Raw genomic sequence first — 23,722 nt, forward strand, 5'->3', positions numbered from 1 at the left:
GGCCCGGATCGCCCGAAGCGGTGAGACGGTGCCACCGGCTGGGTACCGGATCGACATGACCAGCGACCAGTTCGACGCCCAGAACCCGACCGAGCAACACGACCAGCCGGAGACCAGCGGCGCGCAGATCGCCCATCCCGGCCTGACCGGCGACATGGAGGAGCAGCCCGACCACGGCGAGCAGAGCTACCGCGGCACCGGACGGCTGACCGGCAAGCGCGCCGTCATCACCGGCGGTGACTCCGGCATCGGCCGCGCCGTGGCCATCGCGTTCGCCCGCGAGGGTGCGGACGTCCTGATCAGCTACCTCGCCGCCGAGCAGGAGGACGCGGAGGAGACCGCCCGCTGGGTCACCGAGGCGGGCCGCAACGCCGTGCTCGTACCGGGGGACATCCGCGAGGAATCGACCTGTGACCACATCATCGCCACCGCCGTGACCGAGCTGGGCGGCATCGACATCCTGGTTAACAACGCCGCGTACCAGATGGTGCAGCCGGACAGCATCGAGGGCGTCACCACCGAGCAGTTCGACCGGGTCCTCAAGACCAACCTGTACGCGATGTTCTGGCTGACCAAGAAGGCGGTCCCGCACCTGCAGCCCGGCTCCACCATCATCAACAGCTCGTCCATCCAGGCCACCACACCGTCGCCGGAGCTGTTCGACTACGCACTCACCAAGGCCGCCATCCACAACTTCACGAAGTCGATGGGGCAGGGTCTGGCCGACCGCGGGATCCGGGTCAACGCCGTGGCGCCCGGGCCCATCTGGACGCCGCTGATCCCCGCCACGATGACCGAGGACAAGGTGAAGAGCCACGGCGAGGGCGTCCCGCTGGGACGGGCCGGGCAACCGGCCGAGCTCGCTCCCGCCTACGTCTTCTTCGCCTCGCAGGAGTCCAGCTACATCACCGCCGAGATGCTGGGGGTCACCGGCGGCAAGCCGACCCACTGAGCCTGCGGTCAGCCGCGCCCCGACGCGGCGGCCGCCACCGTCCGGTTGTGCCACCACACCGGCACGATGACGGCCGCCGCGAACGGGATGAGCACGAGCCACGCCCATCCGCCGACACGCGCCTGCAGCTGGGTCTGACCCCACGCCACACACGCGATCCCGGTGACCGACAGCCCGGTCGACACGGGCGGCCGTCCACTCCACCCGAGCCGCCGGTCCCCCGCTGCGCGCAGGGCAACCAGTTGCGCGGCCAGCACGAGGACGAGTCCGAGCACCACGAGCACCACGTTCGACACCATCGCCCACCTCCGTCGCCACGGGCCCTCCGGTGCCCGGTGTCCGCAGACCGTACGGCGACCCCCCCGCGCACGACCGGCAGCGGCCACCGGATCCGCGCCGCCGGAGGGACCGCCCCGCACGGCGCCGCCGCCCTCAGGTCGGGCCCGAGGCCCCTTGCGCCACCGCGGCCGGCGCGGTCTCCCGTTCGGCGCGCCAGGCCGGCAGGTACAGCGGCGCCGCGATCGCGATCACCACGCCCGCGATGACGAACGACCAGGAGGTGTCGCCGGTCCGGTCGGCCACGGCGGTCAGCACGAGGACGCCCACCGACGCGGCCGGCTGGGACACCATCGAGTTCAACGAGACCACCGTGGCGCGGTGGTCGGGGCCGACCTGGCGGTGCAGCAGGGTGCTGTGCAACGCGTTCGAGGCGCCGTGCACCAGGTAGCAGGCGAAGAACGCGGTCAGCAAACCGACGACGCCACCGATCAGCCCCATCGTCACGACGGTCGCGCCCTGCACGAGGCGCAGCAGGACGGCGCTGCGGGCCACCCCCCACCAGCGGGTCATCAGCAGGGCGACGGCCGATCCCGCGGCCGCCGCCGCCCACGCCGCCGCGCCGGCCGGTCCGATCACCGCTGCGGCCCGGTCCGCGTCGCCGTCGAACAGTTCCGACAGCCGCACCGGGGTGAGGGACTCGAAGGCCGGCATCCCGAAGCTCCAGAACAGCTCCACCGACACCAGCGCGAGCACCACGCGGGAACGCCGCAGCAGCGCGACGCCGCCACCGATCACCCGGGGTACCTCACGGATGCCCGACCACACCCCCGGCCGTTCGCCCGCCGGCCGGATCTCGCGCATCAGGACCAGCGTCAGCGGGATGAGCACGATCTGGACAACCAGGGCCGCCGCCACCGGCAACGCCAGCGGCTCGACTCCGTCGAAGGGCTGCCAGCTGACGAGGGGCAGCGCGAGCGCCGAACCGGCTGCGATGGCGATGCTCAGGGCGGCGTTGCCCGCCGACAGGCCGCGTTCGAGGGGGTAGTCCGGGACGGTCGCCTGGGTCGCGTCGACGAACCACGCCTCCAGCGGACCGGAGTCCAGCGCCCGGAAGACGCCCATCAGGGCACTCGCCACGGCGAAGGACGCCACGCTGTCGGCGACGAAGTACAGCGATGTCGCGGCGACACCGATCACGCCGGCGAGCACCAGGACGGGGCGACGGCCCCAGGCGTCGGTGAGTCCACCGGTCGGCAGCTCCAGAGCCAGCACCACGAATCCCTGGATCGCCATGACCACACCGAGCTGGGCCAGCGAGAGGCCGCGGGCCAGCGGCAGCAGGGCCTGGACGGGGATGACCAGACCGACCGCCAGCCACCGCAGCGAGATCAGGATCAGGTACCGGCTGCGGACCTGGGCGACGGGGAGGAGGTCCACCTCAGGCGACCACGGGATCAGCTGCTCGGCGGGCGTCGGACAGCGCCGGTCGTTCCGCCGTCATGCATCCGCCCCCTGCCGTACATCCGGTCCGTCCCCGGTGTCAGTATGACCGTCACGTCGCACCGTAGCGAAGACCTCGCTGTCGGTGAAGCCCCGATGGGGGGACGAACGCTTCGCACCAGCGGGCGACCGACGCCGGTCAGGCGTGCGACAGCAGGGCGTCCTCGGCGGACCGACGCCCGGGGTAGGCGAACTGCTCGACCCGGACCCCCGGCCACTGCCGCCGCACGAAGGACAGCTGCTCCTCCGGGACGCCGCAGGCGGCGAAGCCGATGCGCTGCTCGTGGGCGCGGGTGGCGGTGAGCACCGCGACCTCCAGCCCACGGCTCGACCACGAGGTGACGTCCCGGCAGTCCAGGACGATGGCGCCGACGCGGGCGGCGAACAGCCCGTCGATCGCCGTGATCAGCGGCCCGAGCGCGTCCGGTCGGGCGTCGCCCCGCAGGACCAGCACGCCCACGCGTGCGGTCTGCGTGGTGTGGACCGACAGGCGGCGGGCGCCGCCGGACAGCGGCGTCCGCATCTGCGGGATGGTGCGCTGGACGGACAACTGGGCCTCCCTCGGCCCCCCACGATGGGAGCCACTTCCACCATCACCGAAAGTACTCCGACGTTTCCACCGCGTCATGGCACGAGCGGGCGACCCGCACCGACCGCGGCGGCGCGGGCGATCGGATGACATGAGCGTTGCGTGACGGGCCGGTCGGCGAGCCCGCCCACGCTGCGTCGGACCGACGCCGGACGGCTCAACGGCCCGCGTACAGCTCCGCCACCCGGCTCCGCACGGCCTCGGTCTGCTGATCGTCGATGGCGGCGTTGTAGCGGTCGGCGTCGCGCACCGCGCTGGCGTGGGTGCCACCGGGGATGTCGATGACGGTCAGATCGAGATCGGAGGCGGCGGCCAGTACGGTCAGCGCGGACTCGACCCGGTCGACGTTGATGGTGTTGTCGTCGGTGCCGACGTCGGGCCGCAGGTACACCACATCGGTGCCGTCCGCGAGCGCGCCGAACACGCCCGCCGCGTCGAAGCGGCGGATCACGCCGTACTGGTCCTTCACCAGGGCGGTGGACACCCCGGTCGGGTTCAGCTTCTCCCGCCACACCTCGTCCCACTTGTAGGCGAAGCGGTGACCGTCGACCATCAGGAACGGATAGTCGCCCGTCGACCACTGCCGGCGCTGCACCAGCATCTCGGCGGCCAGCCTCGTCACCGCCCCGCCGTCGGTGCCCACCGCCTCGGTGAGGCCGGTCAGGAAGTCCGCGCGCGACCGCGCGTTCGACCGGACGTCGGCGGTGCTCAGCGGTGTGCAGTCCAGGAAGACCGTGTCGATCACCGGCACCACCTGACCCGGCGCGTACAACGTCGGGTCGGCGAACCGCTGCTGGAAGTGCTGCGCGATGTTGAGCACGACGTCGCCGCCCATGCTGTTGCCGTACAGCACCAGGCGCTCGGGCCGGAAGCGCTGGAACAGGGCGTCGAACTTCGCGTCGATGTCGTCGTCGTAGATGCCGCTGCCGTAGACCAGGCTGAACACGCGGGTCTGCGGGCCGGCCAGCGACGGGGCGAGCGCCTCCGCGACGAGGTTGCCGCTCTTGCGGTTCAGACCGCCGGCGACGATGGCCATCGTGGTCCGGTACCCCGGGTCGTCGACCGACGCCGCGGACTCGACGAACCTGCTGCCGGTGGTGGGCCACACCACGATCGCCGACACCTGCTGATCGGTGCGCAGGACGACGTAGCCGGAGGCCGCGACCGCGCCGACCAGTACCAGGACGAACCACCACCGGGCCCGCAACGCCGCCCGTCGGAAGGCCTGTGCCACCTGGCGCTCGCGCCGGATGTCGGCGGTCCCGACCGCCGCCGGCGAGACCATCGGCATCACGCCGGCCGCGGTGACCGCGCGCTCGAACGACCGTTCCCGGATCGTCAGCGGGGGTGACGGCGGCTGCGGCGGGTGTGCGGACGGGGTTGTTGCGTCAGCGGGGTGGAGCGGGTCGTCGGCCGCCGGGCCGGCCTCGACCGGCGGCAGGTCGATCAGGCCGGCCACGGCGACCACCGACGCGACCTGGTTCCGAACACGGTGCCCAGCGTACGACGCGCGACTGCGCCGAACGGGGCGATCAGCTCACGGAAGGATGGTCGCCTCGACCGGCGCGACTGCAGTACCCGGTGGCGGATCAGTCGGTGCGGGTGACCGGCGACTCGGCCAGCGCAGCGTCGACGACGAGCCCGTACCCGATGGCTGCCAGCCACACGTCCTTGGCGATACCGATGCCGCCCGGCGTCGGACGCAGGTAGCGGTCGTGCAGGCCGGGGGTGCGCACGTACAGCCCGACCAGTCCGGTGCCGAAGGCGCTCAGCCCCAGGCCGACCAGCCCGGCGGGCGCCAGCGGCAGCAGCAGCGCCGCGCCGAGGACGACCTCGGTGGCGCCGAGCGCCTTGAGGAAGGTGTTGGGCTCCACCTTCTTCAGGAACGGGTAGGCGCCGACGGCCATCCCGTGGATACCGGCGGCCTGCTCGGAGTCGCCCTTGATCTTGCCCAGACCGCTGTTGAGGACGAAGGCACCGGCGGCGACCCGGACCGGTGCGCGGCGCAGCTTGGCGGCGAGTGACATGAGCGTTCCTCGTTCTGTGTCCGTGGCGGATCGGATGTCCGACCTGTCCGACGTGGGGGGCCGTCGAAGGACGGCCCGTTGATTGTCTACCCAGGTCGTCGGGGAAACGACGTGACCCCCGGTCGGTCCCCCGTTTTCCGCCCGATCGCCGATGTCCTCCGTCATACTGACCCCATCGACCATGACGGAACGCGCGTCATTCACCTGGTGAGGTGACGCCCGCCGTCTCCTCGACGGAGGATCGTGAGAGGAGACCCACCCTTTCCCGACCCTCTCCGCCGTCGACCACCGCGCCCGGCCGGTCGGCGATCCGCCGACCCGTACCGGAGCTGCGCATGCTCGGTTCTCTCACCCCGCGGGCGTCCACCGTCCGTCTGATGGTCGTCGCCGCGGTCGTCGTGCTGGCGATCGGCGGGGTGTTCGTCGGCTCGGAGCGCGGAACCCGCGGCATCACCGTCTTCGGCGACCTCACACAGCTCGTGCTGTCGGCGTTCGCCGGCGCCGCCGCGCTCGTCACCTCGTTCCGCACGGACGGGGCGCTGCGGGCGTCGTGGCGGTGGATCGGGTTCGGGGTCTCGGGCTGGGCGTGCGGGCAACTCGTCTACTGCTACTACGAGCTGGTCGCCGACGACCCGGCTCCGTTGCCGTCGCTGGCCGACGTCGGGTTCCTGATGTTCCCGATCGGCGTCGCGGTCGGCCTGTGGAAGTTCCCCACCTCGCAGCCGCCCGGCATCCGGATCCGCAACGTGCTCGACGGCGTGGTCGTCGTCAGCTCGATGCTGGTGATCTCGTGGTGGACCGTGCTGCGGACGGTCTACGAGACCTACCAGGGCGAACCGATGGCCCTCGTGGTGTCGATGGCCTATCCCATCGGTGACGTGCTGTTCGTGGCCATGGTGGTGTACTCGCTGAGCCGCCCCGGCCCCTTCCGCCGGCCGCTGCTGCTGCTGACCGCGGCGCTGACGGCGATGGCCGTGGCCGACAGCTCCTACGCCTACCTCTCCGCGACGGACCGTTACGCCACCGGGGCCCTCTCCGATCTGGGCTGGGTGGTCGCGTTCGTGCTGATCGCGGTGACCGCGATCCGCCCGCCGAAGGACGCGGAGACGTTCATCGAGAACCCGGTGAGCGCTCATGACGTGCCGTTCATCGTCCCGTTCCTGCCGTTGCTCGCCGCCGCGGCCGTCGTCATCGTCGTGCAGCTGGTGACGCAACGGACCGCCGGGCCGATCGACTTCGTCTGCTTCGCGGTGGGCGTGGCCGGCGTCGTGGGGCGGCAGTACCTGACGTACAGCGAGAACCGGCGCCTGATGGCCGTCGTCGCCGCCCGCGAGGACCAGCTGCGCCGGCAGGCCACCTCGGACCTGCTGACCGGGCTGACCAACCGGGCCCTGTTCAACGACCGGGTCGGGCACGCACTGGAGCTGCACCGGCGGGATCTGCGTCCGCTGGCCATCATGTTCTGCGACCTCGACGACTTCAAGGCGGTCAACGACACGTTCGGTCATCCCGCCGGCGACGAGCTGCTGATCCGGGTCAGCGACCGGCTCCGGGGTGCGCTGCGGACCGGTGACACCCTGGCCCGGTTCGGCGGCGACGAGTTCGCCATCCTCATCGAGGACGGCGGCGAGTCGACCGCGGTGGGGGCGCGGATCATCGAGGCGCTGCGCCCGCCGTTCACCGTCGCCGGCAGCCTGCTCACCGTCCGGATGAGCGTCGGGATGATCGAGGTCAAGCCCGACGACCCCAGCCCGACGCTGGAGGCGCTGCTGGCCAACGCCGACCTGGCGATGTACTCGGCGAAGCGGTCGGGCAAGGGCAAGCTCGCGCTGTACGACCCGACGATGATGGCGCCCAACGTGCTGGACCTGCCCCTGCAGAAGCCGCTGGCGGCGGCGATCGCCGACGGCCGCATCACCGCGGTGTACCAGCCGGTGGTGTCGCTGACCGACGGGATGGTCGTCGGGTTGGAGGCGCTGGCCCGGTGGCGCCACGAAGGCGCCGACGTCCCGCCGAGCCAGTTCGTCCCCCTCGCGATGCGCGCCGGCCTGATCGGCGGGCTCACCACGGTGATGCTGCGGACCGCCTGCGCCGACGTGGCGGACTGGTCGCGCCGGCTCGGCCACCGCGACCTGCGGGTCGCGGTCAACGTGCCGCCGTCGCTCATCACCGACCCGGGTTTCCCCGCCCGGATGGCCGACGTGCTCGGCCGGTGGGACATGAACGCCGACCAGCTGGTCCTGGAGATCACCGAGGACGCCCTGCTGGGCGACATCGCCACGGTGACCGCGGTGACCCGGTCGTTGAGCGCGCTCGGGCTGCCGCTGGCGTTGGACGACTTCGGCAAGGGTTACTCGTCGCTGGTCAACCTGCAGCACATCCCGCTGCGCATCCTCAAGATCGACATGGCGTTCGTCGCCGAGATCGACCGGGACCCGCGGGCCGAACGCCTCATCCGGGCGTTGCTGCGGCTGGGCAGCGACCTCGGGCTGGACATGGTCGCCGAAGGCGTCGAACGCCCGGCCCAGGCCGCCGTCCTGCGCGAGCTGGGCTGCCCGTTCGCCCAGGGCAACCTGTTCGCCCGGCCCGCGCCGGCCGACAAGATCTTTGCCCTTCTGGGCCGGCCGCTGCAGCTGGACCTGGACGTCGAAGCCCGCTGAGGACGACCCGGGTGCGTCGGTCGCCGACGGTCGGGGCAGGTCACCGGTATGGACGTGACCGCGCTCGTGGTGGGCGGCTCGAGCGCGATCGGCTCCGCGGTCGCCGCCGCCCTGGCGGCCGACGGGCACCGGGTGCGGCTGTGGGGACGGTCGCGGCAACGGCTGGCGGCGGCGTGCGCGGCCGTCGGCCCGGACGCCGACACCGAGATCGTGGACGTCACCGACCGGACGGCCCTGGCCACCGCGGCCGCCGGCCTGCCCGCGCTGCGGGTCGTGGTCTGGGCCGCCGGCCTCTTCGACTGGGCCGACGCCGACGAGGCCGACCCTGCCGCCTGGGAGTCGGTGTTGGACGTGAACCTGGTGGCCGCGGCGGCCGCCACCCGGCTGCTGCTGCCCACGTTGCTGCGGACGGCACCGTCGACGCTGATCTACCTGGGCTCGGCGGCCGGTCACACCGCCTACGCGCACAACGCGGCCTACGTGGCCAGCAAGCACGGGCTGACCGGGCTCGCCCGTGCGGTGTGGCTGGACGTCCGGGACCGTGACGTCAAGGTCAGCCTGATCAGCCCCGGCCTGGTCGCGGCGGGCGCGGGTCTGCGCGCCGGGGCCGCGGTGGACGCGCTGCTGGCGCCGGCCGACGTGGCCGCGGCGGTCCGCTTCGTCACCGGCTTCCCGGTGCGCGGCTGCCCCACCGAGATCCGGCTCGAGCCGCAACGCACACCGTGACCGCGGAGGTCAGGCCATGAACTCCAGCAGCGCCCGGTGCGCGGCGCCACCCGGCTCGGCGGCGTTCGTCTCCCCCGACAGATCCCGGTGGTCGACCTTGAGCAGCGCGTTCTCCAGCTGACGCAGCCGCGAGCGGTGGTCGGAGCGGGCGTGACCCAGGTCGAGCAGCAGCACCTCGGACCGCACGGCGGTCAGTCGGTCCCACCACTCCTGATCCGGTCGGGCCAGCGTCTCCAGCAGGGTCTTGGCCCGTCCGAACCCGCCCACGTTCTGCAGGATCCGCCCGCGGCGAACCGTGGTGAACGCCCCGTTCAGCGCCATCGAGGCGGTCATCCGGCTGGTGCCGCGGCTGCCCGCGGGCGGCGGCGACATCGGGTCCTCGAGGACGATGCGGCGGTAGCGGTCGGGAGCGTCGGCGGCCAGGCTCAGCGCCAGGTACCCGCCGAACCCGTGCCCCACGATGTCCACCTCGCCGTCGATGGTCTGCTCGGTGAGCTCCTGCAGGAAGCCGACCAGCTCCGGCATCCCGCCGTCGATGGGGTCGCTCTGCGCGAACCCGGGCAGGTCGGGGGCGACCGCTTCGCGGCCGATGCCGACGATCCCGCTGGTCAGACCGGCGAACGAGGCACCGCAGCCGCCGATGTCGTGGAGCAGCAGCACGGGCCGGCCGGTCCCGGCACAGCGGATCCGGACCAGGTGGTCGCCGATGTGGACGTCGTGCGCCAAGCTGAAAGCCACGGAAGAACCATCCTCGTCGATGGGTGCGGCGACCGGGGCCCCGCCAGGGACCCGGTCCAGACGCCGCGCCCCGGATGACCGGCCGCGACGGATGGCCCACCCTACCGCGGGGCGTCTCCCGCGGAGGAACGAATCGGCTGGTCCCGGGGGCGACGGACCGCGGGCACCGTCCTACCCTGGGTGCATGTGCCGCAACATCACCGAGCTGCGCGGTCTCGTCCCCGCAGCCACCCCCGTCGAGGTCGAGGCCGCCGCCCGGCAGTACGTGCGCAAGGTGTCCGGGATCCAGAAGGTCACCGACACCACCCGCGAGCCGTTCGAGGCCGCGGTGGCCGAGATCGCGGCGATCACCGCCCGGCTGCTCGGCCAGCTGCCGGAGCGCCGGCAGCCACCGGCCACCGTCCCGCCGCTGCGCCGGCCCGAGGTGCTGGCGCGGATGGCCGCACGGGCGACGGCGTCCTGAGGTGGCACGCGCGGAACAGCTGACCGGGCCCGACGCCCACCACGGCGAGGGCCCGGTGTGGTGGCCGGAGTGGGGTGGCCTGCGCTGGGTGGACCTGCTGGCGGGCAGCATCCTGCACCTGGCCGCCGACGGCTCGGTGAGCGACTGGAAGGTCGGGAAGGTGGCGGCGGCGTTCCGGCCCCGCCGGCAGGGTGGTCTGGTCATCGCCACCGAACGGGACTTCGTCGTCGCCGACGAGCCCGGTGGCGCCCTACGCACACTGGCCACCGTCGTCACCGATCCCGCGTTGCGCTTCAACGACGGCACCTGCGACCCGGCCGGCCGCTTCCTGTGCGGGACCATGGCCTACGACGAGACGCCCGGCGCCGGGTCGATCCACCGGATCGCCGCCGACGGCACCCTGGACGTGGTGCTCACCGGGGCGACCGTGTCCAACGGTCTCGAATGGACCGGGGACGGCACCCACGCCTTCTACAACGACACCCCGACCGGCCGGATCGACGTCTTCGACTCCGACGCCGCCGGCGCTCTCACGGGTCGACGCCCGTTCGTCACCGTGGAGGGCGGTTCGCCCGACGGCCTGACCCTGGACGCCGAGGGCGGCGTGTGGGTCGCGCTCTGGGGCGGCGGCGCGGTGCACCACTACGCCGCCGACGGCGCGCTCGTCGAGGTCGTGAAGGTGGACGCCACCAACGTCACGGCGTGCACCTTCGGCGGTGACGGCTTGGACGAGCTGTTCATCACCACGTCCGCCGAGGGCGACGACGACCACGCCGCCGCCGGTGCGGTGTTCCACTACTCCGCCGGCGTCCGGGGGCTGCCGGCGGCGACCTTCGCCGGCTGAGCGGTCCGCAGCGCGGCCCGGACACCGGCGACCACACCGATCAGCACCACGGCGGCCGCTCCGAGGGTCGCCCCGTCGGGCTGCACGATCGACTGACCGCGCAGCGCCTGGACCGTGAGCAGCGCGGTGGTGGCGAGCCAGCCGGCGGCGGCGACCCCGACGAGCCGGGTCCGGACGGCCGTCGACCGCAGCGGCGCCCACCGGCGCGCCACCAGCTCCAGCGCCACCACCAGCAACGGCAGCCCCTGCAGGGCGTGCATCCCGACGAAGTGCGGGATCCGCAGGTCACCGGCCACCGTGCTCCAGCCGAGCAGCGGCAGTCCGGGTCCCCCGTCGGCGACCCCGACGGTGTGCGCCCCGACGACGGTGCCACCGGCCTCGATCTGCGCACCGGTCGGCGCCGTCATCAGGAACGCCACCGCCATCCCGATCAACGCGACGACCACGCCGGCCCGGACGGCGAGGGTGCGCGCCCGGTCGGGGCCGGGCCGGCGGAACACCATCAGCCCGAGCACCAGGGTGATCACCCAGACCGCCGAGATGGCCAGCCCCATCACCGCGTACAACGCGGCGTCCACCGGGCTGCCGCCGTTGAAGTGGCTGGTCGTCCCACGCAGTACCGCGCCGACGATGATGACCTGCTCGACGCCGAGCAGCACGGCGACCGCCGTTCCCAGCCACCAGGCGGTGCGCCGGGCCCGTGGCAGCTGGTCGATCAGCCAGGCCAGCGACCACGCGTAGACCGCGATCGACAGTGAGAACTTGAGCGGCTTGGCCCAGATCGGCGCCCCGGTGAGGATCCGGTCGTCCAGGACGAGGCCGACGACGCTGACCACCGCGCAGACGGCCATCGCGGCAGCCAGGACGCGGAGCGGACGGTGGCGGCCGAGGACGGCGGGGAGCAGGCGGTGCGAGGTGGTCATGGTGGTCTCCGTTCGGGGGCGTGCGGCAGCGACCTCCGGGCCGACGGCGGCGGAGGGAACGGTGGAGCGAGGTGCGGGCCGAACAGGACCGGACCGTCACCGAGCGGGGCGGCCGGGAAGCGCGGGACGACCGGGTCAGGGGGTGTGGGGGTACTGCTTGCGCGAGATGTGCTCCTGCACCATCCGGCGCATCGCCATCAACAGCACGTCGCCGAGAACCGTTCCTACGACCACGGTCTCGACGACGGACTCGCGGCCACCGACGGTGGCGGCGACCTCCTCCAGGTCCGCCTCGGCGACGATCTCCGCCGCCGTGGCGCACGCGGTGATGAGGACGTCGTAACTGTGCACGCCGACGTGGTCGAGGGTGGCGAGGACATCCGCGGCGGCCAGCCTCCCGGGGTTGCCCTCGTGCACCGTCCAGCCCCGGCGGGCGGCCAGCTCGTCCACCCGGGCGAGAGCCCGCTCCCGGTCCAGCGGGCCGGCGGTCGCCGCGAACCGGCTGACCGACAGCTGGGCCGCGTGCAGGACCTCACCCAGGGGGCGATCCTGGTCGGCCATCGCGGCGATGACCTCCGACGTCCGTGAGACCGACAGCCCCCCGACGTCCATCAGGGCCCGGATCATCCCCAGTCGCCGGACGTGGGTGTCGTCGTAGCTGCTCTGCGTCTGGCTCGTGCGGACCCCGGGATGCAGCAGGCCCTCACGGAGGTAGAACTTGACCGTGGCGACCGGGATCCCCGACCGTTCGCTCAGCTCCGCCATCCGCATATTGGAGAGCGTAGCTTTCGAGAGTGGTGCTGTCTAGTGGCTGGGGGTCGCCGGATGCGACCGGCTGACCGCGAAGACCAGCGAGCCCACCACGAGCAACGCCAGCAGGATGCCCACGCACACCACGGCGACGGAACCGTAGCCGTTCGCCGGATCGAGGAACGGATACGGCACCCAGCCGTCGGTGGCCCCCCGCACTAGCACGACGACCAGCCAGACCAGCGGATACAGCAGCACCACCCACACCCGCCGGGCGGCCAGCGGCGACCGGTCACGGAACACGATCCAGTCGAGCAGCCCGTAGACGGGGGTGACGATGTGCAGCACCGTGTTCGCCCACGGGACCGGCACCCCACCGGCCTCGCCGAGCGGCGCGAGCAGCAGGCCGTAGACCACACCCACGATGACGATGTAGGTCGCCACCGACGCCCGCACCAGGCTGAGCAGCTCCGCGGCCCGGGCCGACCGGGGCCTCGCCGCCGGCGTGATGACCAGGTAGACCGCGGCGAGCAGCAGGTTCGACTGCACGGTGAAGAAGCCGAAGAAGTTGAAGAATTGCAGCGTGGTCCGCGAGCTGATGTCGACGACGGTGGCCACGACGGCGGCGACGACCGCGAGTGCCACCACCACCCGCAGCACACGGGCGGCGACGGGAGGTGCCGGGTACGGGGTCACGTCCGCTCCTCGGTTCGGTAACCGCCCGATCGTAGAACGCCCGGTTCACGCTGCACGGACCCCCGGTCCGGACGACGATGGGGTCACCATCCGAGGAGGCGGCATGACAGCGGAACCGACCGGACGTGTGGAGCTGCGGGCGGGTGGCGGCTGCGATCTCGTCGTCCAGCGCAGCCTGGCGTCGCCCCCCGAGGAGGTGTGGGCCACGCTGACCGAGCCCGACCGCACGGCGCGGTGGTTCGGGATGTGGAAGGGCGAGCCCGGCGAGGGCCGGACCGTGCACCTGCGGTCCGGGTTCGAGGAGGGCACGCCGTGGAACGACGTGCTGATCCGGGTGTGCCGACCGCCGGCACGGTTGGAGGTGTCGATGACCGACGACGCCGCGAGCTGGGAGCTGGCCGTGACCGTGGCGGCGGCTCCGGGCGGAGCGCTGCTGACGCTGACCCAGCGGCTGCCCGACACCGCCGGCGTCGCGGACCTCGGTCCCGGCTGGGAGTACTACCTGGACATGTTCGTCGCCGCGCACACCGGCGCGGCGCCACCGTCGTTCGACGACTACCACCCGGCGCAGTCGGCCTGGTTCAGCGACCAGGTCGACCGCTCTGCGGACATGCCCTGACCGGAAGCGCTGCCACGGTGAGGGGCACCCTGCGAGCGAGAGGACCGTCATGACCACCACCGCCGTCACCTGGAACGACGAGCTGCTGCTGCAGCTGACCTGGCACTGGGAGCAGCAACTGCGACCGCGGTTGACCGGACTGACCGACGACGAGTACTTCTGGGAGCCGGTCGCCGGCTGCTGGAGCCTGCGACCGCGGGGAACCACCACCACACCCATCACCGGCGGGTCGGGCGACTGGCAGATCGAGTTCGCCGCACCCGCACCGGAGCCCGCGCCGGTCACCACGATCGCGTGGCGGCTGGGACACCTGCTGGTCGGGGTGCTCGGAGCGCGGATCGCCTCCCACTTCGGCGGCCCGCCGGTGGACTACTTCGGCTACGACTACCCGGGGACCGCCGACGCGGCGCTGGCGCAGCTGGACGGGATGTACGCCGCGTGGGTCGCCGGCGTCCGCTCGCTCGGCGAGGACGGACTGCACCGGGCGTGCGGCGAGGGCGGCTTCGAGACCCTGTCGATGGCCGCTCTGGTGCTGCACATCCACCGGGAGCTGATCCACCACGGCGCCGAGATCGCCCTGCTGCGGGACCTCCACGCCCACCGGAGCTGAGACCGGTCGCCCTGAGGCGCCTCGCTTCCGGGGCGGATTCCTCTCACCGGTGAGAGCAATCCGCCCCACGTCGAGCGGAGGACCGCGTTCCCGGCCCGATCCGCCCCGGACCGTGCGGACCGACACGCCTCCGGCAGCGCTCCCCGGGCGCCTCAGGCGTCCGGGGTCGGCGACTCCCCGGCTCGACGGGCCGCCAACGAGCGGAACAGGACGGTGAAGTAGAACCCCCACCCGACGGACGCGAGCGCGTTCCAGGCCGGAAAACCCAGCCAGTCCTCCAGGGACGCCCACAACCCCAACCCGCTGAGGACGATCGGGATCGGCAGCAGGTGCCACAGCCGTCGCGCGGGCAGCACCGGGTAGTGCCGTTCCCGGTCCTCGCCGGACAGCGAACGGACGAAGTCCGCGTTGCTCCGCATCGCCGTGCGCACGAAGGCCGCGACGACCGCCAGGCTTGCGACCACGAGCGCGACGACCACCCACCCGCGGACCGGGCGCACCGTCATGACGTACAGCAGGAGTCCGCCGGTGAGGAGAAGCATCGCCGACAGCCACCACCACAGGCGGCCGAGCGGTTTCGTCGGGCGCCCGTCGCGCGTCCGTGGCCCGGTCATCCGCTCCTTCTACCAGCCGGCTGCTCTCGGGTGCCTCACTTCCGGGGCGGATCGCTCCCACCGGTGAGCGAAATCCGCCCCACAGCGGGCGGACCGCGTTCCCAGCTCCATCGGACCCGATCCATCCGAGGCTGCGACGGCCTCGACTACTCCTGGATCCAGGTGTCCTTCGAGCCGCCGCCCTGCGAGGAGTTGACCAGCAGTCCCTCGGACCGCAGCGCCACCCGGGTGAGCCCCACCGGTGGCACCACCACGTCGGTCATCGAGTGGGCGAAGGCGAAGATCCGCAGGTCCACGTGCCGGGGCCGGAGTCCGTCGCCGATCAGGGTGGGGTGCGTGGAGAACCGGACGACGTCCTGCGCGATGTAGCGCTCGGGGCGGGCGGCCACGGCGGCCTCGACCGCCGCCACCTGCGACGGCGTGAGGTCGGGGCCGATCATCACGCCCTCGCCGCCGGAGCCGTCGACGGGTTTGACCACCAGGTCGCCCATCCGGCCGCGCACCGCGTCGTACTGGCCCGGATCGGCCAGCACCCAGGTGCCCACGTCGTCCAGGATCGGGTCCTCGCCGAGATAGAACCGGATCATCGGTCCGACGAAGGCGTAGATCGCCTTGTCGTCGGCGACCCCGTTCCCGGGCGCGTTGGCCATCGTCAGGGTGCCGGCGGCCATCGCGTCCCGGATCAGCCCACCGGGCCCGTCGGCCCGGTCGATCAGCTCGTCGCTACCGGTGCGCCGGTAGATCACGTCGATCCGCGCGGTCGTGTCCCCGATTGCGGCGGCGACCCCGTCGCCGTCGGCCACCAGCTGTCCGGGCAGCACGACGGGGACGCCGAGCTCGGCGGCCAGCAGACGGTGCTCGTACCAGGCCGAGTTCGCCGGCCCGTCCGACAGCACCACCGCGGACGGCACCTCGGCGCGGCAGCGCGGCGGCCGCACGGACGTGAGCGCCGCCCGGAACATCGCCCCCAGCGTCTCCGGCGACCGGACGGCCGGCACGGTGCCGACCAGTTCGGGCAGCGCCGCCGCGGCGGTCCGCCGGTTGGCCAGCGCGTAGGCACTGCCCGACGGGACCTGCAGGTTGTCCTCGAGCACCACCCAGCGGCCGGCCTCGTCGGTGAGCAGATCGATGCCGTAGACCACGGCGCGCGGCACGTCGGCGGGCACCAGACCGACGGCGGCCGGCAGCCAACCCGGGGCGCCGCGGACCAGGGCCTCCGGGATGATGCCGGCCGCGACGATGGCGGCCGCGGCCCCGTCGGGACGGTCGGTGTAGACGTCGGCGAGGAAGGCGTTCAACGCCCGGGCCCGCTGGCCGGCACCGTCGGACAGCATCCGCCAGGTGTCCGCGCCGATGATGCGCGGCACCGCGTCCAGCGGGAACACCTGCTCCTTGAGGTGGCCTCCGACCGGGGCGGTGAAGATCATGCCCTCCCGCTGCCGCAGCGCGTGCAGCTCCCGCACGCGCTCGGCGAGGGCGGCCGGCCCCAGCGCGTCCAGCGCGGCCAACACCGGCGCGTACACCGGGCGGATCCCACCGGAGGTGTCCAGCGCCTCGTCCAGCGGCGGCGCGCCGTAGCCGTCGAGCAACGGGGACACGGGGGTGCCTGCGGTCGGGTCGGCGGGGCCGGCCATCAGCGGATCACGTGCTGCTGCAGCCACATCTCGAGCAGCCCGACCTGCCAGAGCTGATTGGACCCGAGGTTGGTCCGGTGGGTGTTCGGGTCGGCGAGCAGCATGTCCAGGTACTCCGGCCGGAACAGTCCCCGCTCCACGGCCGCCGGTGCGCGCAGCGCCTCACGGACCCGGTCGAGGTACCGGCCCTGCAGGCTGATGATGGCCGGCACCGGGAAGTGTCCCTTCGTCCGGTCGATGACCGCCGACGGCAGCAGCGTCCGGGACGCCTCCTTGAGCACACCCTTGCCGCCGTGCGCGAGCTTGAGTTCCGGCGGGATCGCCGCGCACAGCTCGACGAACTCGTGGTCCAGGAACGGCACCCGCGCCTCGAGACCCCAGGCCATCGTCATGGTGTCGACCCGCTTCACCGGGTCGTCGACCAGCATCACCAGCGAGTCCAGGCGCAGCGCCCGGTCCAGGGCGGAGTCGGCACCCGGGCGGGCGAAGTGCTCGCGGGCGAGGTCGCGGCTCGGGTCACCGTCGAGGAACCACCGCGGCTGCAGGATGGCTCCCAGCTCGGTGTGCGTCCGGTCGAAGAAGTTCGCCGAGTAGGCGGCCAGGGCGGCGTCGGGGTCGCCGGGATCGACGCCGGCCAGCGGCGGGTACCACTCGTAGCCGGCCAGGATCTCGTCCGCGCCCTGCCCCGACTGGACGACCTTGACGTGCTGGGATACCTGTTGCGACAGCAGGTAGAACGCCACGCAGTCGTGGCTGACCATCGGCTCGCTCATCGCCTGTACGGCGCCGTCCAGCCCGTCCAGCACGTCGGCGGAGGGGATCAGCAGCTGGTGGTGGTCGGTGCCGAACTCCTGCGCGACGAGGTCGGAGTACCGGAACTCGTCGCCCTCGTAGTCGCCCACCCGCTCGAAGCCGATGCTGAAGGTCGACAGATCCCGCTGCCCTTCCGCGGCGAGCAGCGCGACGACGACGGACGAGTCGATACCGCCGGACAGCAGCACCCCGACGGGCACGTCGGCGACCATCCGTCGCTTCACCGCGGTCCGCAATGTGTCCAGGAGCAGCTGCTGCCACTCCTTCTCGCCCAGTCCGGCGTACTGCGGATCGCGGGCGTGGGTGGGTGACCAGTACTGCGTGTCGGTGTGCCGGCCGTCGGTCCCGATGACCCGGACGGTCGCCGGCGGCAGCTTGCGCACCCCGGACAGGATGGTCAGCGGCGGCGGCACCACCGCGTGGAAGGTCATGTAGTGGTTCAGGGCGACCGGGTTGATGTCGGTGTCGACGTCGCCGCCGGCCAGGATCGCCGGCAGCGACGAGGCGAACCGCAGCCGCCCGGGTGCGGCCGACAGGTACAGCGGCTTGATGCCGAGCCGGTCGCGGGCCATGATCACCCGGCCGCTGTCCCGCTCGACCACGACCACCGCGAACATGCCGCGGAGATGCTGCACGAAGTCGGTGCCCCAGCGGTGGTACGCCTTGAGGATCACCTCGGTGTCGGAGGTGGAGAAGAAGCGGTAGCCGTGACCCGACAACTCGGCGCGGAGCTCCCGGTAGTTGTAGATGCAGCCGTTGAACACCGCGACGAGCCCGAGCTCCGGGTCCAGCATCGGCTGCGCGCCGGCGTCGGACAGGTCGATGATCGACAGCCGCCGGTGGGCCAGCGCGAACCGGCCGCTCTGCCACAGGCCCTGCCCGTCCGGGCCCCGTGGTTCGAGCACGCACGACATCCGCGCGACCGCCTCGACGTCGGCGGCGTGGCCGTCGAACCGGATCTCCCCGCTCAGGCCGCACACGGAAGGACCTCCGCCCGGCGGACGGTGCAGCGTGGGGCCGTTGCGACGATCATGGTCAGATCCTCCGGTGGGTCCGTGGTCGGCCTGTCCCGCTCGGGCGCGTGGGGCCTCCACGAGCACACCTCGGACGGGCCCCGGCCGCACGCCGAGAGGGCGATCGTCACCGCATCCCGGGGGCCCACGACCGTCCGTGTCCGTCTCGCGGCATCCACCGCGCACCGTCGGGGGCGACGACGACGTCGCCCGTCGACCGTACCCGGCGCCGTTGTGGCTGGTCGAGGGGGGTACGACGGTCAGCCAGGGGCGAGCGGCACCCCGAGGACACGGTCGTCGCCGTCGGTCGGCTCACCCCGGCCGTCGGTGTTGTTGGTGAGGATCCACAGCGTGCCGTCGGGGGCGACGGTGACGTCGCGGAGCCGCCCGTAGGTGCCGTCGTACAGCTCCGTCGACGCCGCGGGATCCGCGAGGTCGACGGCACGCAGCCGTTCACCCCGCAGGTTGGCGATGAACAGCGTGTCCCCGGCGATCGCCACACCGCTGGGGCTCGCGTCCCCGGTCGCCCACTGCTGCACCGGGTCGACGAAGCCGTCGACCCCGACGGCCCCTTCGTGCGTCGGCCAGCCGTAGTTGCCCCCGGGTTCGATGCGGTTGAGTTCGTCCCAGGTGTTCTGGCCGAACTCCGCCGCCCACAACTGTCCGGACGCGTCCCAGGCGATGCCCTGCGGATTGCGGTGGCCCATCGAGTACATCGGGTTGCCGGCGACGGGGTTGTCGGCGGGGACGTCGCCGTCGGGGGTGAGCCGCAGGATCTTGCCGTTGACGCTGTCCGGATCCTGCGGGGTGTCCCGCTGCTGGGCGTCACCGGTGGTCACGTAGAGCATGCCGTCGGGACCGAAGGCGATGCGGCCGCCGTTGTGGGTGCTGTTCTTGACGATGCCCTCGAAAACGGTCTCGGCCGGCCCGAGGCCGAACCCTGCGGCCGCGTCGCCGGTGAGTGGCATCCGGACGATGCGGTTGTCGTCGGCACCGGTGAAGTAGGCGTAGAGCATCGTCGGTGCGTCGGCCGGGTAGGGGGCCAGACCCAGCAGGCCGCCCTCGCCGCGGGCGGCGACGCCTTCGACGGTGCCGACCTCGCGGAGGCCGTCGCCGCCGACCTGCCGGATCAGGCCGGTGTCGCGCTCGCTGACCAGCGGGGTGTCGTCGACGAAGACCACCGACCAGGGCGCGTCCAGGCCGGTGACGACATCGGTCGGCTCACCGGCGGGGCGGACGGGTCCGGTCACCGAGGCGGTGGACGGGGTGGCGGATCCGGCTGACGGCTCGACCGTGGTGGCCGGCGCGGCGGTGGTGGAGGCCGGCGTGACGGCGGTGGTGGCCGGTGCGACGGCGCTGGTGCCGGCGCTCGGCGGTGCGGGGGTGGAGCCCAGGGTCGAGCCGGCCGGCGTGGACGCCGGGGCCGCGCCCTCCGACGAACACGCCGCCACACCGAACGTCGTGACGGCGAGCAACGCGACGAGGCGTCGGGACACGGCGGGTCGGCGGCTCATCCCTCCACCGTGCCCAGCAGGTCAAGGACTGTCAAAGACCAAAGTCCCGGCGAAGGTCACCTCAAAGATATATCTGGACACGGAGCGTCACTCATCTCATCATTGAGTCACTGATGTGCGACGCTACGTCGCCGCCCGTTCGAGCGAGGTCCGTTGCGTACTCCACTCAACCGTCTGCTGCTCGCTGCGTTCGTCGGGCTTCTGACGGTTCCCGCCGCCGCCGCTCCGGCGACCGGCGCTCCCGTCACCGTGGTGATCACCCTGTCGAACCCGCTGCTCGACGTGCCACTGGCGGCGCGGGCCGGGGCGATCGACGCCGCCCGCGCCGCCGTGTTCGCCGACCTCCGCGGGCCGGCTCCCCGGGATGTCGCCGCGTCGCGCAGCGCCAGCGTGATCGTCGCGACCGTCACGCCCGCCCAGCGCTCGTGGCTGGCCGCCGACCCGCGGGTGGCCGCGGTGACGGTGGATGCGCCGTTGCCCGCTGCCGCGCCCGTCCCCGCGGACGCGGCCGCCGATCGCACCGTGCTACCGCCGTTCACCGTGCCCGACGCCGCCTGCACCGGCACGCAGGACGCCCCGCAGCTGGAACCGGAGTCGCTGCAGACCCTGAACGTGCGTTCCGACGATCCCACGGCAGCCACCGCGGCGGCCCTGGGCTACGACGGCAGCGGCGTGACCGTGGGCATCGTGACCACCAACCTGGACCCGGGCGCACCGAACTTCATCCGACCGGACGGATCCCGGGTGGTGGTGGACTACCGCACCTATGTCGCCGACGGCACCCGGCAGGTCGGTGAGGCCGTCGAGGCGTTCGGCGACGTCTCGGCCGTCGGCTCGCAGGGCGTGGTGACCTACGACCTCGCCGACGTCGTCGACCCGGCCGCGACCACCCTGCCGGGCGGGCACTGCTGGGTCCGTGTGGTCGGGACCGCGCCCGGCGCCGACATCGTCGCCACCAACGCCTACGACCACGACGACCTGACGACCGCCGGCGCCGTGTTGTCGATCGACCACGCGGTGGCGGCCGGGGTCGACGTCCTGTCCGAATCGTTCGGTTCGACGATGGTGCCCGAGGTCGGCTCGTGGTCGGCGATCCAGGCCGCCAATGACGCCGCGATCGACGCCGGCGTCACCGTCGTCGTGTCCTCCGGGGACGGTGCGGGCGCGTCCACCGTCACCAACCCGGCCACCGATCCGCGGGTCATCGCCGTCGGCGCGAGCACCAACGGCCGGCTGCCCGTCCAGATCGGCGCCTACGGCACACCCGGGTCGGGCAACGGCACCTGGCGCAACGGCACCACCGCGACGCTGTCGTCGGCGGGCGTGACCCAGACGGGTCGCACCATCGACGTGGTCGCGCCCGGCGACGCCGGTTGGACGAGCTGTGTGGCCGGACCGCGTTTCCAGGGGTGCGACGCCCTGGACGGTCAGACCCCGAGCGACATCGCGAAGTTCGGCGGCACCAGCCTGTCCGCGCCGCTCACCGCCGGGGTCGTCGCACTCGTCGTGCAGGCCTACCGGGACGGCCACGGCGGTGCGGATCCGACACCGGCGCAGGTCAAGCAGATCGTGACGTCCACGGCCGGGGACCTCGGCCTGCCCGCCGACCAGCAGGGTTCCGGGCAGGTGGACGCCTACGCCGCGGTCCTCGCCGCCCGGTCCCTCCCCGCGCCCGGGCTCACCACGCCCACCGCCGGCGCCGCCGCACCGGCCGCTCCCGGCACCACCCTGGTCAGCGCGGACAGCCAGTTCACCGTCGACGGCGCCGCGCCGGCGGTGCTGCGCACCGAAGTGACCAACACCGGGACGACACCGGTCACGCTGACGCCGTCCGTCACCACCGACGTCGTCGACACCGCGGCGGGTTCCGTCCGTCCGGTGACCTTCGACCCGGCCGCCCCGGTGTTTACCGCCGGTGAGGGCGGCGGGAAGTTCGGTGCCGCTCCGGTCGCCTTCGACGTGCCGGCCGGGGCCGCGTGGGTGCGGCTGCGGATCAACGCCACTCCCACCACCGTCGATCCGATGGCCGCCGTGCAGGCCTCCGTGCTGACGCCCGACGGCACCCTCGCCGCGTTCGGAGACGGCGAGAACGGCCTGCTGGCGCTGCTCGCCCGGCCAGAGGCCGGCACCTGGACCGCGGTCATGCAGGCGGGCGCCCCTGTCCCCTGGGTCGGCGACCTCATCGTCGACACCGCCGTCCGCCACACGGTCGCGACGGCGGAGCCGCTGACCATCGCGCCGGGCGCCACCGTCCCCGTCGCCGTCACGGTGCCCGCCGCCACGGAGGTCGGCGACACCGTCGCGACCCTGCGGGTGGGATCCGGTCTCGCACTGCCGGTGGTGCAGCGGCGCGCCCTGGATCTGTCCGGCGGGTCCGCCTCGGTGTCGGGGACGGTGGCCCCGGTCGGCGCGGACCGGGAGCCGTTCCAGACCGGCACCTGGGAGTTCGACGTGGAACCGGGGCACCGATCGCTGTCGGCGGCTCTGCGGGTGTCGGACATGGCCATCGAGGCGACCGGCGTGCTGATCGACCCTGACGGGGTCGTCCGGTCCACCATCGCCGGGATCAGTTCCCCGGCCGGCGGCGGACTGGACCTGGCCCAGACCGTGGCCGACCCGACCCCCGGGCGCTGGCGGTACACCCTGCTGTTCTTCCAGGCCTACTACCCGACGCCGGTGGCTGCCGCGCCGTTCACCGTGGACCTGTCGCTCGACGGCGTGCGGCCGGCCGCCGACGGACTGCCCGTGGCCGTGACGTCGGTCGCCGGGACCACGGTGCCGGCTGTCCTGACCGTCACCAACCCGGGCACGACGCCGCTGTCGCTGCGGGTCGACGCGCGGACCGACGAGACCGCCGAGGTGGAACTCGCCCCTCAGGGCGCCGACGCCGCGGTACCGCTCCCCGTCATCGGTGGGCAGACGCTGCCGTCCTTCGCGGTGCCGTTCTTCACCACCGGGCTCCGCCTGACCAGTGACGCCGACGTGGCCACCGTGCCCGGCCTGCAGGCGCCGCTCGGTTACCCGGATCTGGTCGGCGCACCCGCAACCTCCTCCGCCGTCACCGCGTCCGGTCCCGTGACGGCCGGTTTCTGGACCACCTCGCAGTCGGTGCCCGGACCGGTCGGTGACGTCCGCTCACCCGACGGAACGGCGACCGTGCGGGCGGTGGCCACCACGCTGCGGTACGACCCGTCGATCACCGATGCGGACGGCGCCCCCTTCGTCACCGAGACCGGACTGTCCCCGGCGGCTGACCCGGTGGTGGTGGCGCCGGGCGCGACCGCGACCGTCCAGGTCCGCATCCCGGTGCCGGACCGGGTCGGCGACACCGTGGCCGGCAGGCTCGCACTGGTCACCGCAGCGACTCCCGCGACCGATCCCGATCGGAACGCCTCGGGGGCGTCGTCCGGCGACGTCGTCGCGGTGTTTCCCTACTCCTACTCGGTCGTGGCCCCGGAGCCCGCTCCCACCACCGACCCGGCGCCGACCTCCGAGGTCGTCGTCCCCACGACGCCGTCGCCGTCCGGGCCCACGACACCGGCGACCGCGTCCACGACGGCCACCACTCCTACGACCGCTGCCACCGCGACGACCGCCGCGGCACCCAGCCGGACCGCCGACGGCCCCCTGGCCCACACCGGCGCCGATCCGCGGACCCCGGGGGTGTGGGGCCTGGGGCTGCTCGCCCTCGGCGCCGTTCTGCTGGTCGCCGCCCGGCAGCGGCGCCGCCGCTCCTCCTGACCGCGCCCACCGAGTCA

21 protein-coding genes are annotated in these 23,722 nt (G+C 72.9%); 8 read left to right on the forward strand and 13 right to left on the reverse strand.

Annotation, left to right across the window (positions count from 1 at the left end; translation table 11 throughout):
- The first annotated feature begins 55 nt into the window (after positions 1–55).
- Complete coding sequence (locus DB033_RS18060; protein WP_111768225.1) at positions 56–952, forward strand: SDR family oxidoreductase; 897 nt, start codon at positions 56–58, stop codon at positions 950–952.
- Positions 953–960: 8 nt separating this feature from the next.
- Here DB033_RS18060 and DB033_RS18065 read toward each other — a convergent pair whose 3' ends face one another.
- From DB033_RS18065 to DB033_RS18085, 5 genes are all read right to left on the reverse strand, one after another.
- Positions 961–1,251 carry a hypothetical protein gene (locus tag DB033_RS18065; RefSeq protein ID WP_111768226.1) on the reverse strand — a complete coding sequence of 97 codons (291 nt, stop codon included), beginning with the start codon at positions 1,249–1,251 and terminating at the stop codon, positions 961–963.
- A gap of 133 nt (positions 1,252–1,384) precedes the next feature.
- Positions 1,385–2,668 (reverse strand): MFS transporter, encoded by a 1,284-nt coding sequence (locus DB033_RS18070; protein WP_157970784.1) that lies wholly within the window; start codon positions 2,666–2,668, stop codon positions 1,385–1,387.
- Positions 2,669–2,870: 202 nt separating this feature from the next.
- Positions 2,871–3,281, reverse strand: coding sequence for an STAS domain-containing protein (locus DB033_RS20820; protein ID WP_157970785.1), 411 nt, complete (start codon positions 3,279–3,281; stop codon positions 2,871–2,873).
- Between the two features lie 196 nt (positions 3,282–3,477).
- On the reverse strand, positions 3,478–4,788 hold the full coding sequence (locus DB033_RS18080; RefSeq protein WP_111768229.1) for a hypothetical protein: 1,311 nt from the start codon (positions 4,786–4,788) through the stop codon (positions 3,478–3,480).
- A gap of 121 nt (positions 4,789–4,909) precedes the next feature.
- Positions 4,910–5,347, reverse strand: coding sequence for a hypothetical protein (locus DB033_RS18085; protein ID WP_111768230.1), 438 nt, complete (start codon positions 5,345–5,347; stop codon positions 4,910–4,912).
- A gap of 335 nt (positions 5,348–5,682) precedes the next feature.
- Between DB033_RS18085 and DB033_RS18090 the strand changes: the two genes are divergently transcribed.
- Together DB033_RS18090 and DB033_RS18095 are read left to right on the forward strand one after the other, a co-directional pair.
- On the forward strand, positions 5,683–8,007 hold the full coding sequence (locus tag DB033_RS18090) for a putative bifunctional diguanylate cyclase/phosphodiesterase (RefSeq protein WP_111768231.1): 2,325 nt from the start codon (positions 5,683–5,685) through the stop codon (positions 8,005–8,007).
- A gap of 48 nt (positions 8,008–8,055) precedes the next feature.
- Positions 8,056–8,733 (forward strand): SDR family oxidoreductase, encoded by a 678-nt coding sequence (locus DB033_RS18095; RefSeq protein WP_111768232.1) that lies wholly within the window; start codon positions 8,056–8,058, stop codon positions 8,731–8,733.
- A gap of 9 nt (positions 8,734–8,742) precedes the next feature.
- Here DB033_RS18095 and DB033_RS18100 read toward each other — a convergent pair whose 3' ends face one another.
- On the reverse strand, positions 8,743–9,471 hold the full coding sequence (locus DB033_RS18100; RefSeq protein WP_157970786.1) for an alpha/beta fold hydrolase: 729 nt from the start codon (positions 9,469–9,471) through the stop codon (positions 8,743–8,745).
- 184 nt (positions 9,472–9,655) lie between these two features.
- Between DB033_RS18100 and DB033_RS18105 the strand changes: the two genes are divergently transcribed.
- Both DB033_RS18105 and DB033_RS18110 read left to right on the forward strand, forming a co-directional pair.
- Entirely contained in the window at positions 9,656–9,934 is a 279-nt protein-coding gene (locus tag DB033_RS18105; protein ID WP_111768234.1) for a DUF2277 domain-containing protein, read from the forward strand.
- Between the two features lies 1 nt (position 9,935).
- Positions 9,936–10,778, forward strand: coding sequence for an SMP-30/gluconolactonase/LRE family protein (locus tag DB033_RS18110; RefSeq protein ID WP_111768235.1), 843 nt, complete (start codon positions 9,936–9,938; stop codon positions 10,776–10,778).
- On the opposite strand, the gene DB033_RS18115 is transcribed toward DB033_RS18110, so the two are convergent.
- From DB033_RS18115 to DB033_RS18125, 3 genes are all read right to left on the reverse strand, one after another.
- On the reverse strand, positions 10,730–11,701 hold the full coding sequence (locus DB033_RS18115) for a hypothetical protein (RefSeq protein WP_111768236.1): 972 nt from the start codon (positions 11,699–11,701) through the stop codon (positions 10,730–10,732). The genes DB033_RS18110 and DB033_RS18115 overlap by 49 nt on opposite strands.
- Positions 11,702–11,836: 135 nt before the next feature.
- Complete coding sequence (locus DB033_RS18120; protein WP_205843978.1) at positions 11,837–12,466, reverse strand: MerR family transcriptional regulator; 630 nt, start codon at positions 12,464–12,466, stop codon at positions 11,837–11,839.
- Between the two features lie 39 nt (positions 12,467–12,505).
- Positions 12,506–13,147, reverse strand: a complete 642-nt coding sequence (locus DB033_RS18125; protein ID WP_111768238.1) for a Pr6Pr family membrane protein — start codon at positions 13,145–13,147, stop codon at positions 12,506–12,508.
- Between the two features lie 103 nt (positions 13,148–13,250).
- On the opposite strand from DB033_RS18125, the gene DB033_RS18130 reads away from it, so the two are divergent.
- Entirely contained in the window at positions 13,251–13,766 is a 516-nt protein-coding gene (locus DB033_RS18130; RefSeq protein ID WP_111768239.1) for an SRPBCC family protein, read from the forward strand.
- Between the two features lie 49 nt (positions 13,767–13,815).
- Complete coding sequence (locus DB033_RS18135; RefSeq protein WP_111768240.1) at positions 13,816–14,376, forward strand: DinB family protein; 561 nt, start codon at positions 13,816–13,818, stop codon at positions 14,374–14,376.
- A 152-nt stretch (positions 14,377–14,528) separates the two neighbouring features.
- On the opposite strand, the gene DB033_RS18140 is transcribed toward DB033_RS18135, so the two are convergent.
- The 4 genes from DB033_RS18140 to DB033_RS18160 all read right to left on the reverse strand — a co-directional run bounded on the left by DB033_RS18140 (position 14,529) and on the right by DB033_RS18160 (position 19,964).
- Entirely contained in the window at positions 14,529–14,990 is a 462-nt protein-coding gene (locus tag DB033_RS18140) for a hypothetical protein (RefSeq protein WP_111768241.1), read from the reverse strand.
- Between the two features lie 146 nt (positions 14,991–15,136).
- Positions 15,137–16,624 (reverse strand): circularly permuted type 2 ATP-grasp protein, encoded by a 1,488-nt coding sequence (locus DB033_RS18145; protein ID WP_111768242.1) that lies wholly within the window; start codon positions 16,622–16,624, stop codon positions 15,137–15,139.
- Positions 16,624–18,417 carry an N-acetylglutaminylglutamine amidotransferase gene (locus DB033_RS18150; RefSeq protein ID WP_111768243.1) on the reverse strand — a complete coding sequence of 598 codons (1,794 nt, stop codon included), beginning with the start codon at positions 18,415–18,417 and terminating at the stop codon, positions 16,624–16,626. The genes DB033_RS18145 and DB033_RS18150 overlap by 1 nt, the downstream gene beginning before the upstream one ends.
- Before the next feature lie 293 nt (positions 18,418–18,710).
- Positions 18,711–19,964: a PQQ-dependent sugar dehydrogenase gene (locus tag DB033_RS18160; RefSeq protein ID WP_111768245.1), complete on the reverse strand. Its 1,254-nt coding sequence runs from the start codon at positions 19,962–19,964 to the stop codon at positions 18,711–18,713.
- Between the two features lie 153 nt (positions 19,965–20,117).
- Between DB033_RS18160 and DB033_RS18165 the strand changes: the two genes are divergently transcribed.
- Positions 20,118–23,705 (forward strand): S8 family serine peptidase, encoded by a 3,588-nt coding sequence (locus DB033_RS18165; protein ID WP_111768246.1) that lies wholly within the window; start codon positions 20,118–20,120, stop codon positions 23,703–23,705.
- The last annotated feature ends 17 nt before the right edge of the window (positions 23,706–23,722 follow it).

The sequence above is a fragment of the Nakamurella deserti genome, from assembly GCF_003260015.1.
GTDB lineage: Bacteria > Actinomycetota > Actinomycetes > Mycobacteriales > Nakamurellaceae > Nakamurella > Nakamurella deserti.

What these genes read in the sequence shown, in the direction of transcription:
- DB033_RS18060 (WP_111768225.1), top strand. Translation starts at nt 56, where the DNA reads ATGACCAGCGACCAGTTCGACGCCCAGAACCCGACCGAGCAACACGAC.
- DB033_RS18065 (WP_111768226.1), bottom strand. Translation starts at nt 1,251, where the DNA reads ATGGTGTCGAACGTGGTGCTCGTGGTGCTCGGACTCGTCCTCGTGCTG.
- DB033_RS18085 (WP_111768230.1), bottom strand. Translation starts at nt 5,347, where the DNA reads ATGTCACTCGCCGCCAAGCTGCGCCGCGCACCGGTCCGGGTCGCCGCC.
- DB033_RS18090 (WP_111768231.1), top strand. Translation starts at nt 5,683, where the DNA reads ATGCTCGGTTCTCTCACCCCGCGGGCGTCCACCGTCCGTCTGATGGTC.
- DB033_RS18095 (WP_111768232.1), top strand. Translation starts at nt 8,056, where the DNA reads ATGGACGTGACCGCGCTCGTGGTGGGCGGCTCGAGCGCGATCGGCTCC.
- DB033_RS18105 (WP_111768234.1), top strand. Translation starts at nt 9,656, where the DNA reads ATGTGCCGCAACATCACCGAGCTGCGCGGTCTCGTCCCCGCAGCCACC.
- DB033_RS18115 (WP_111768236.1), bottom strand. Translation starts at nt 11,701, where the DNA reads ATGACCACCTCGCACCGCCTGCTCCCCGCCGTCCTCGGCCGCCACCGT.
- DB033_RS18120 (WP_205843978.1), bottom strand. Translation starts at nt 12,466, where the DNA reads ATGGCGGAGCTGAGCGAACGGTCGGGGATCCCGGTCGCCACGGTCAAG.
- DB033_RS18130 (WP_111768239.1), top strand. Translation starts at nt 13,251, where the DNA reads ATGACAGCGGAACCGACCGGACGTGTGGAGCTGCGGGCGGGTGGCGGC.
- DB033_RS18135 (WP_111768240.1), top strand. Translation starts at nt 13,816, where the DNA reads ATGACCACCACCGCCGTCACCTGGAACGACGAGCTGCTGCTGCAGCTG.
- DB033_RS18140 (WP_111768241.1), bottom strand. Translation starts at nt 14,990, where the DNA reads ATGACCGGGCCACGGACGCGCGACGGGCGCCCGACGAAACCGCTCGGC.
- DB033_RS18145 (WP_111768242.1), bottom strand. Translation starts at nt 16,624, where the DNA reads ATGGCCGGCCCCGCCGACCCGACCGCAGGCACCCCCGTGTCCCCGTTG.
- DB033_RS18160 (WP_111768245.1), bottom strand. Translation starts at nt 19,964, where the DNA reads ATGAGCCGCCGACCCGCCGTGTCCCGACGCCTCGTCGCGTTGCTCGCC.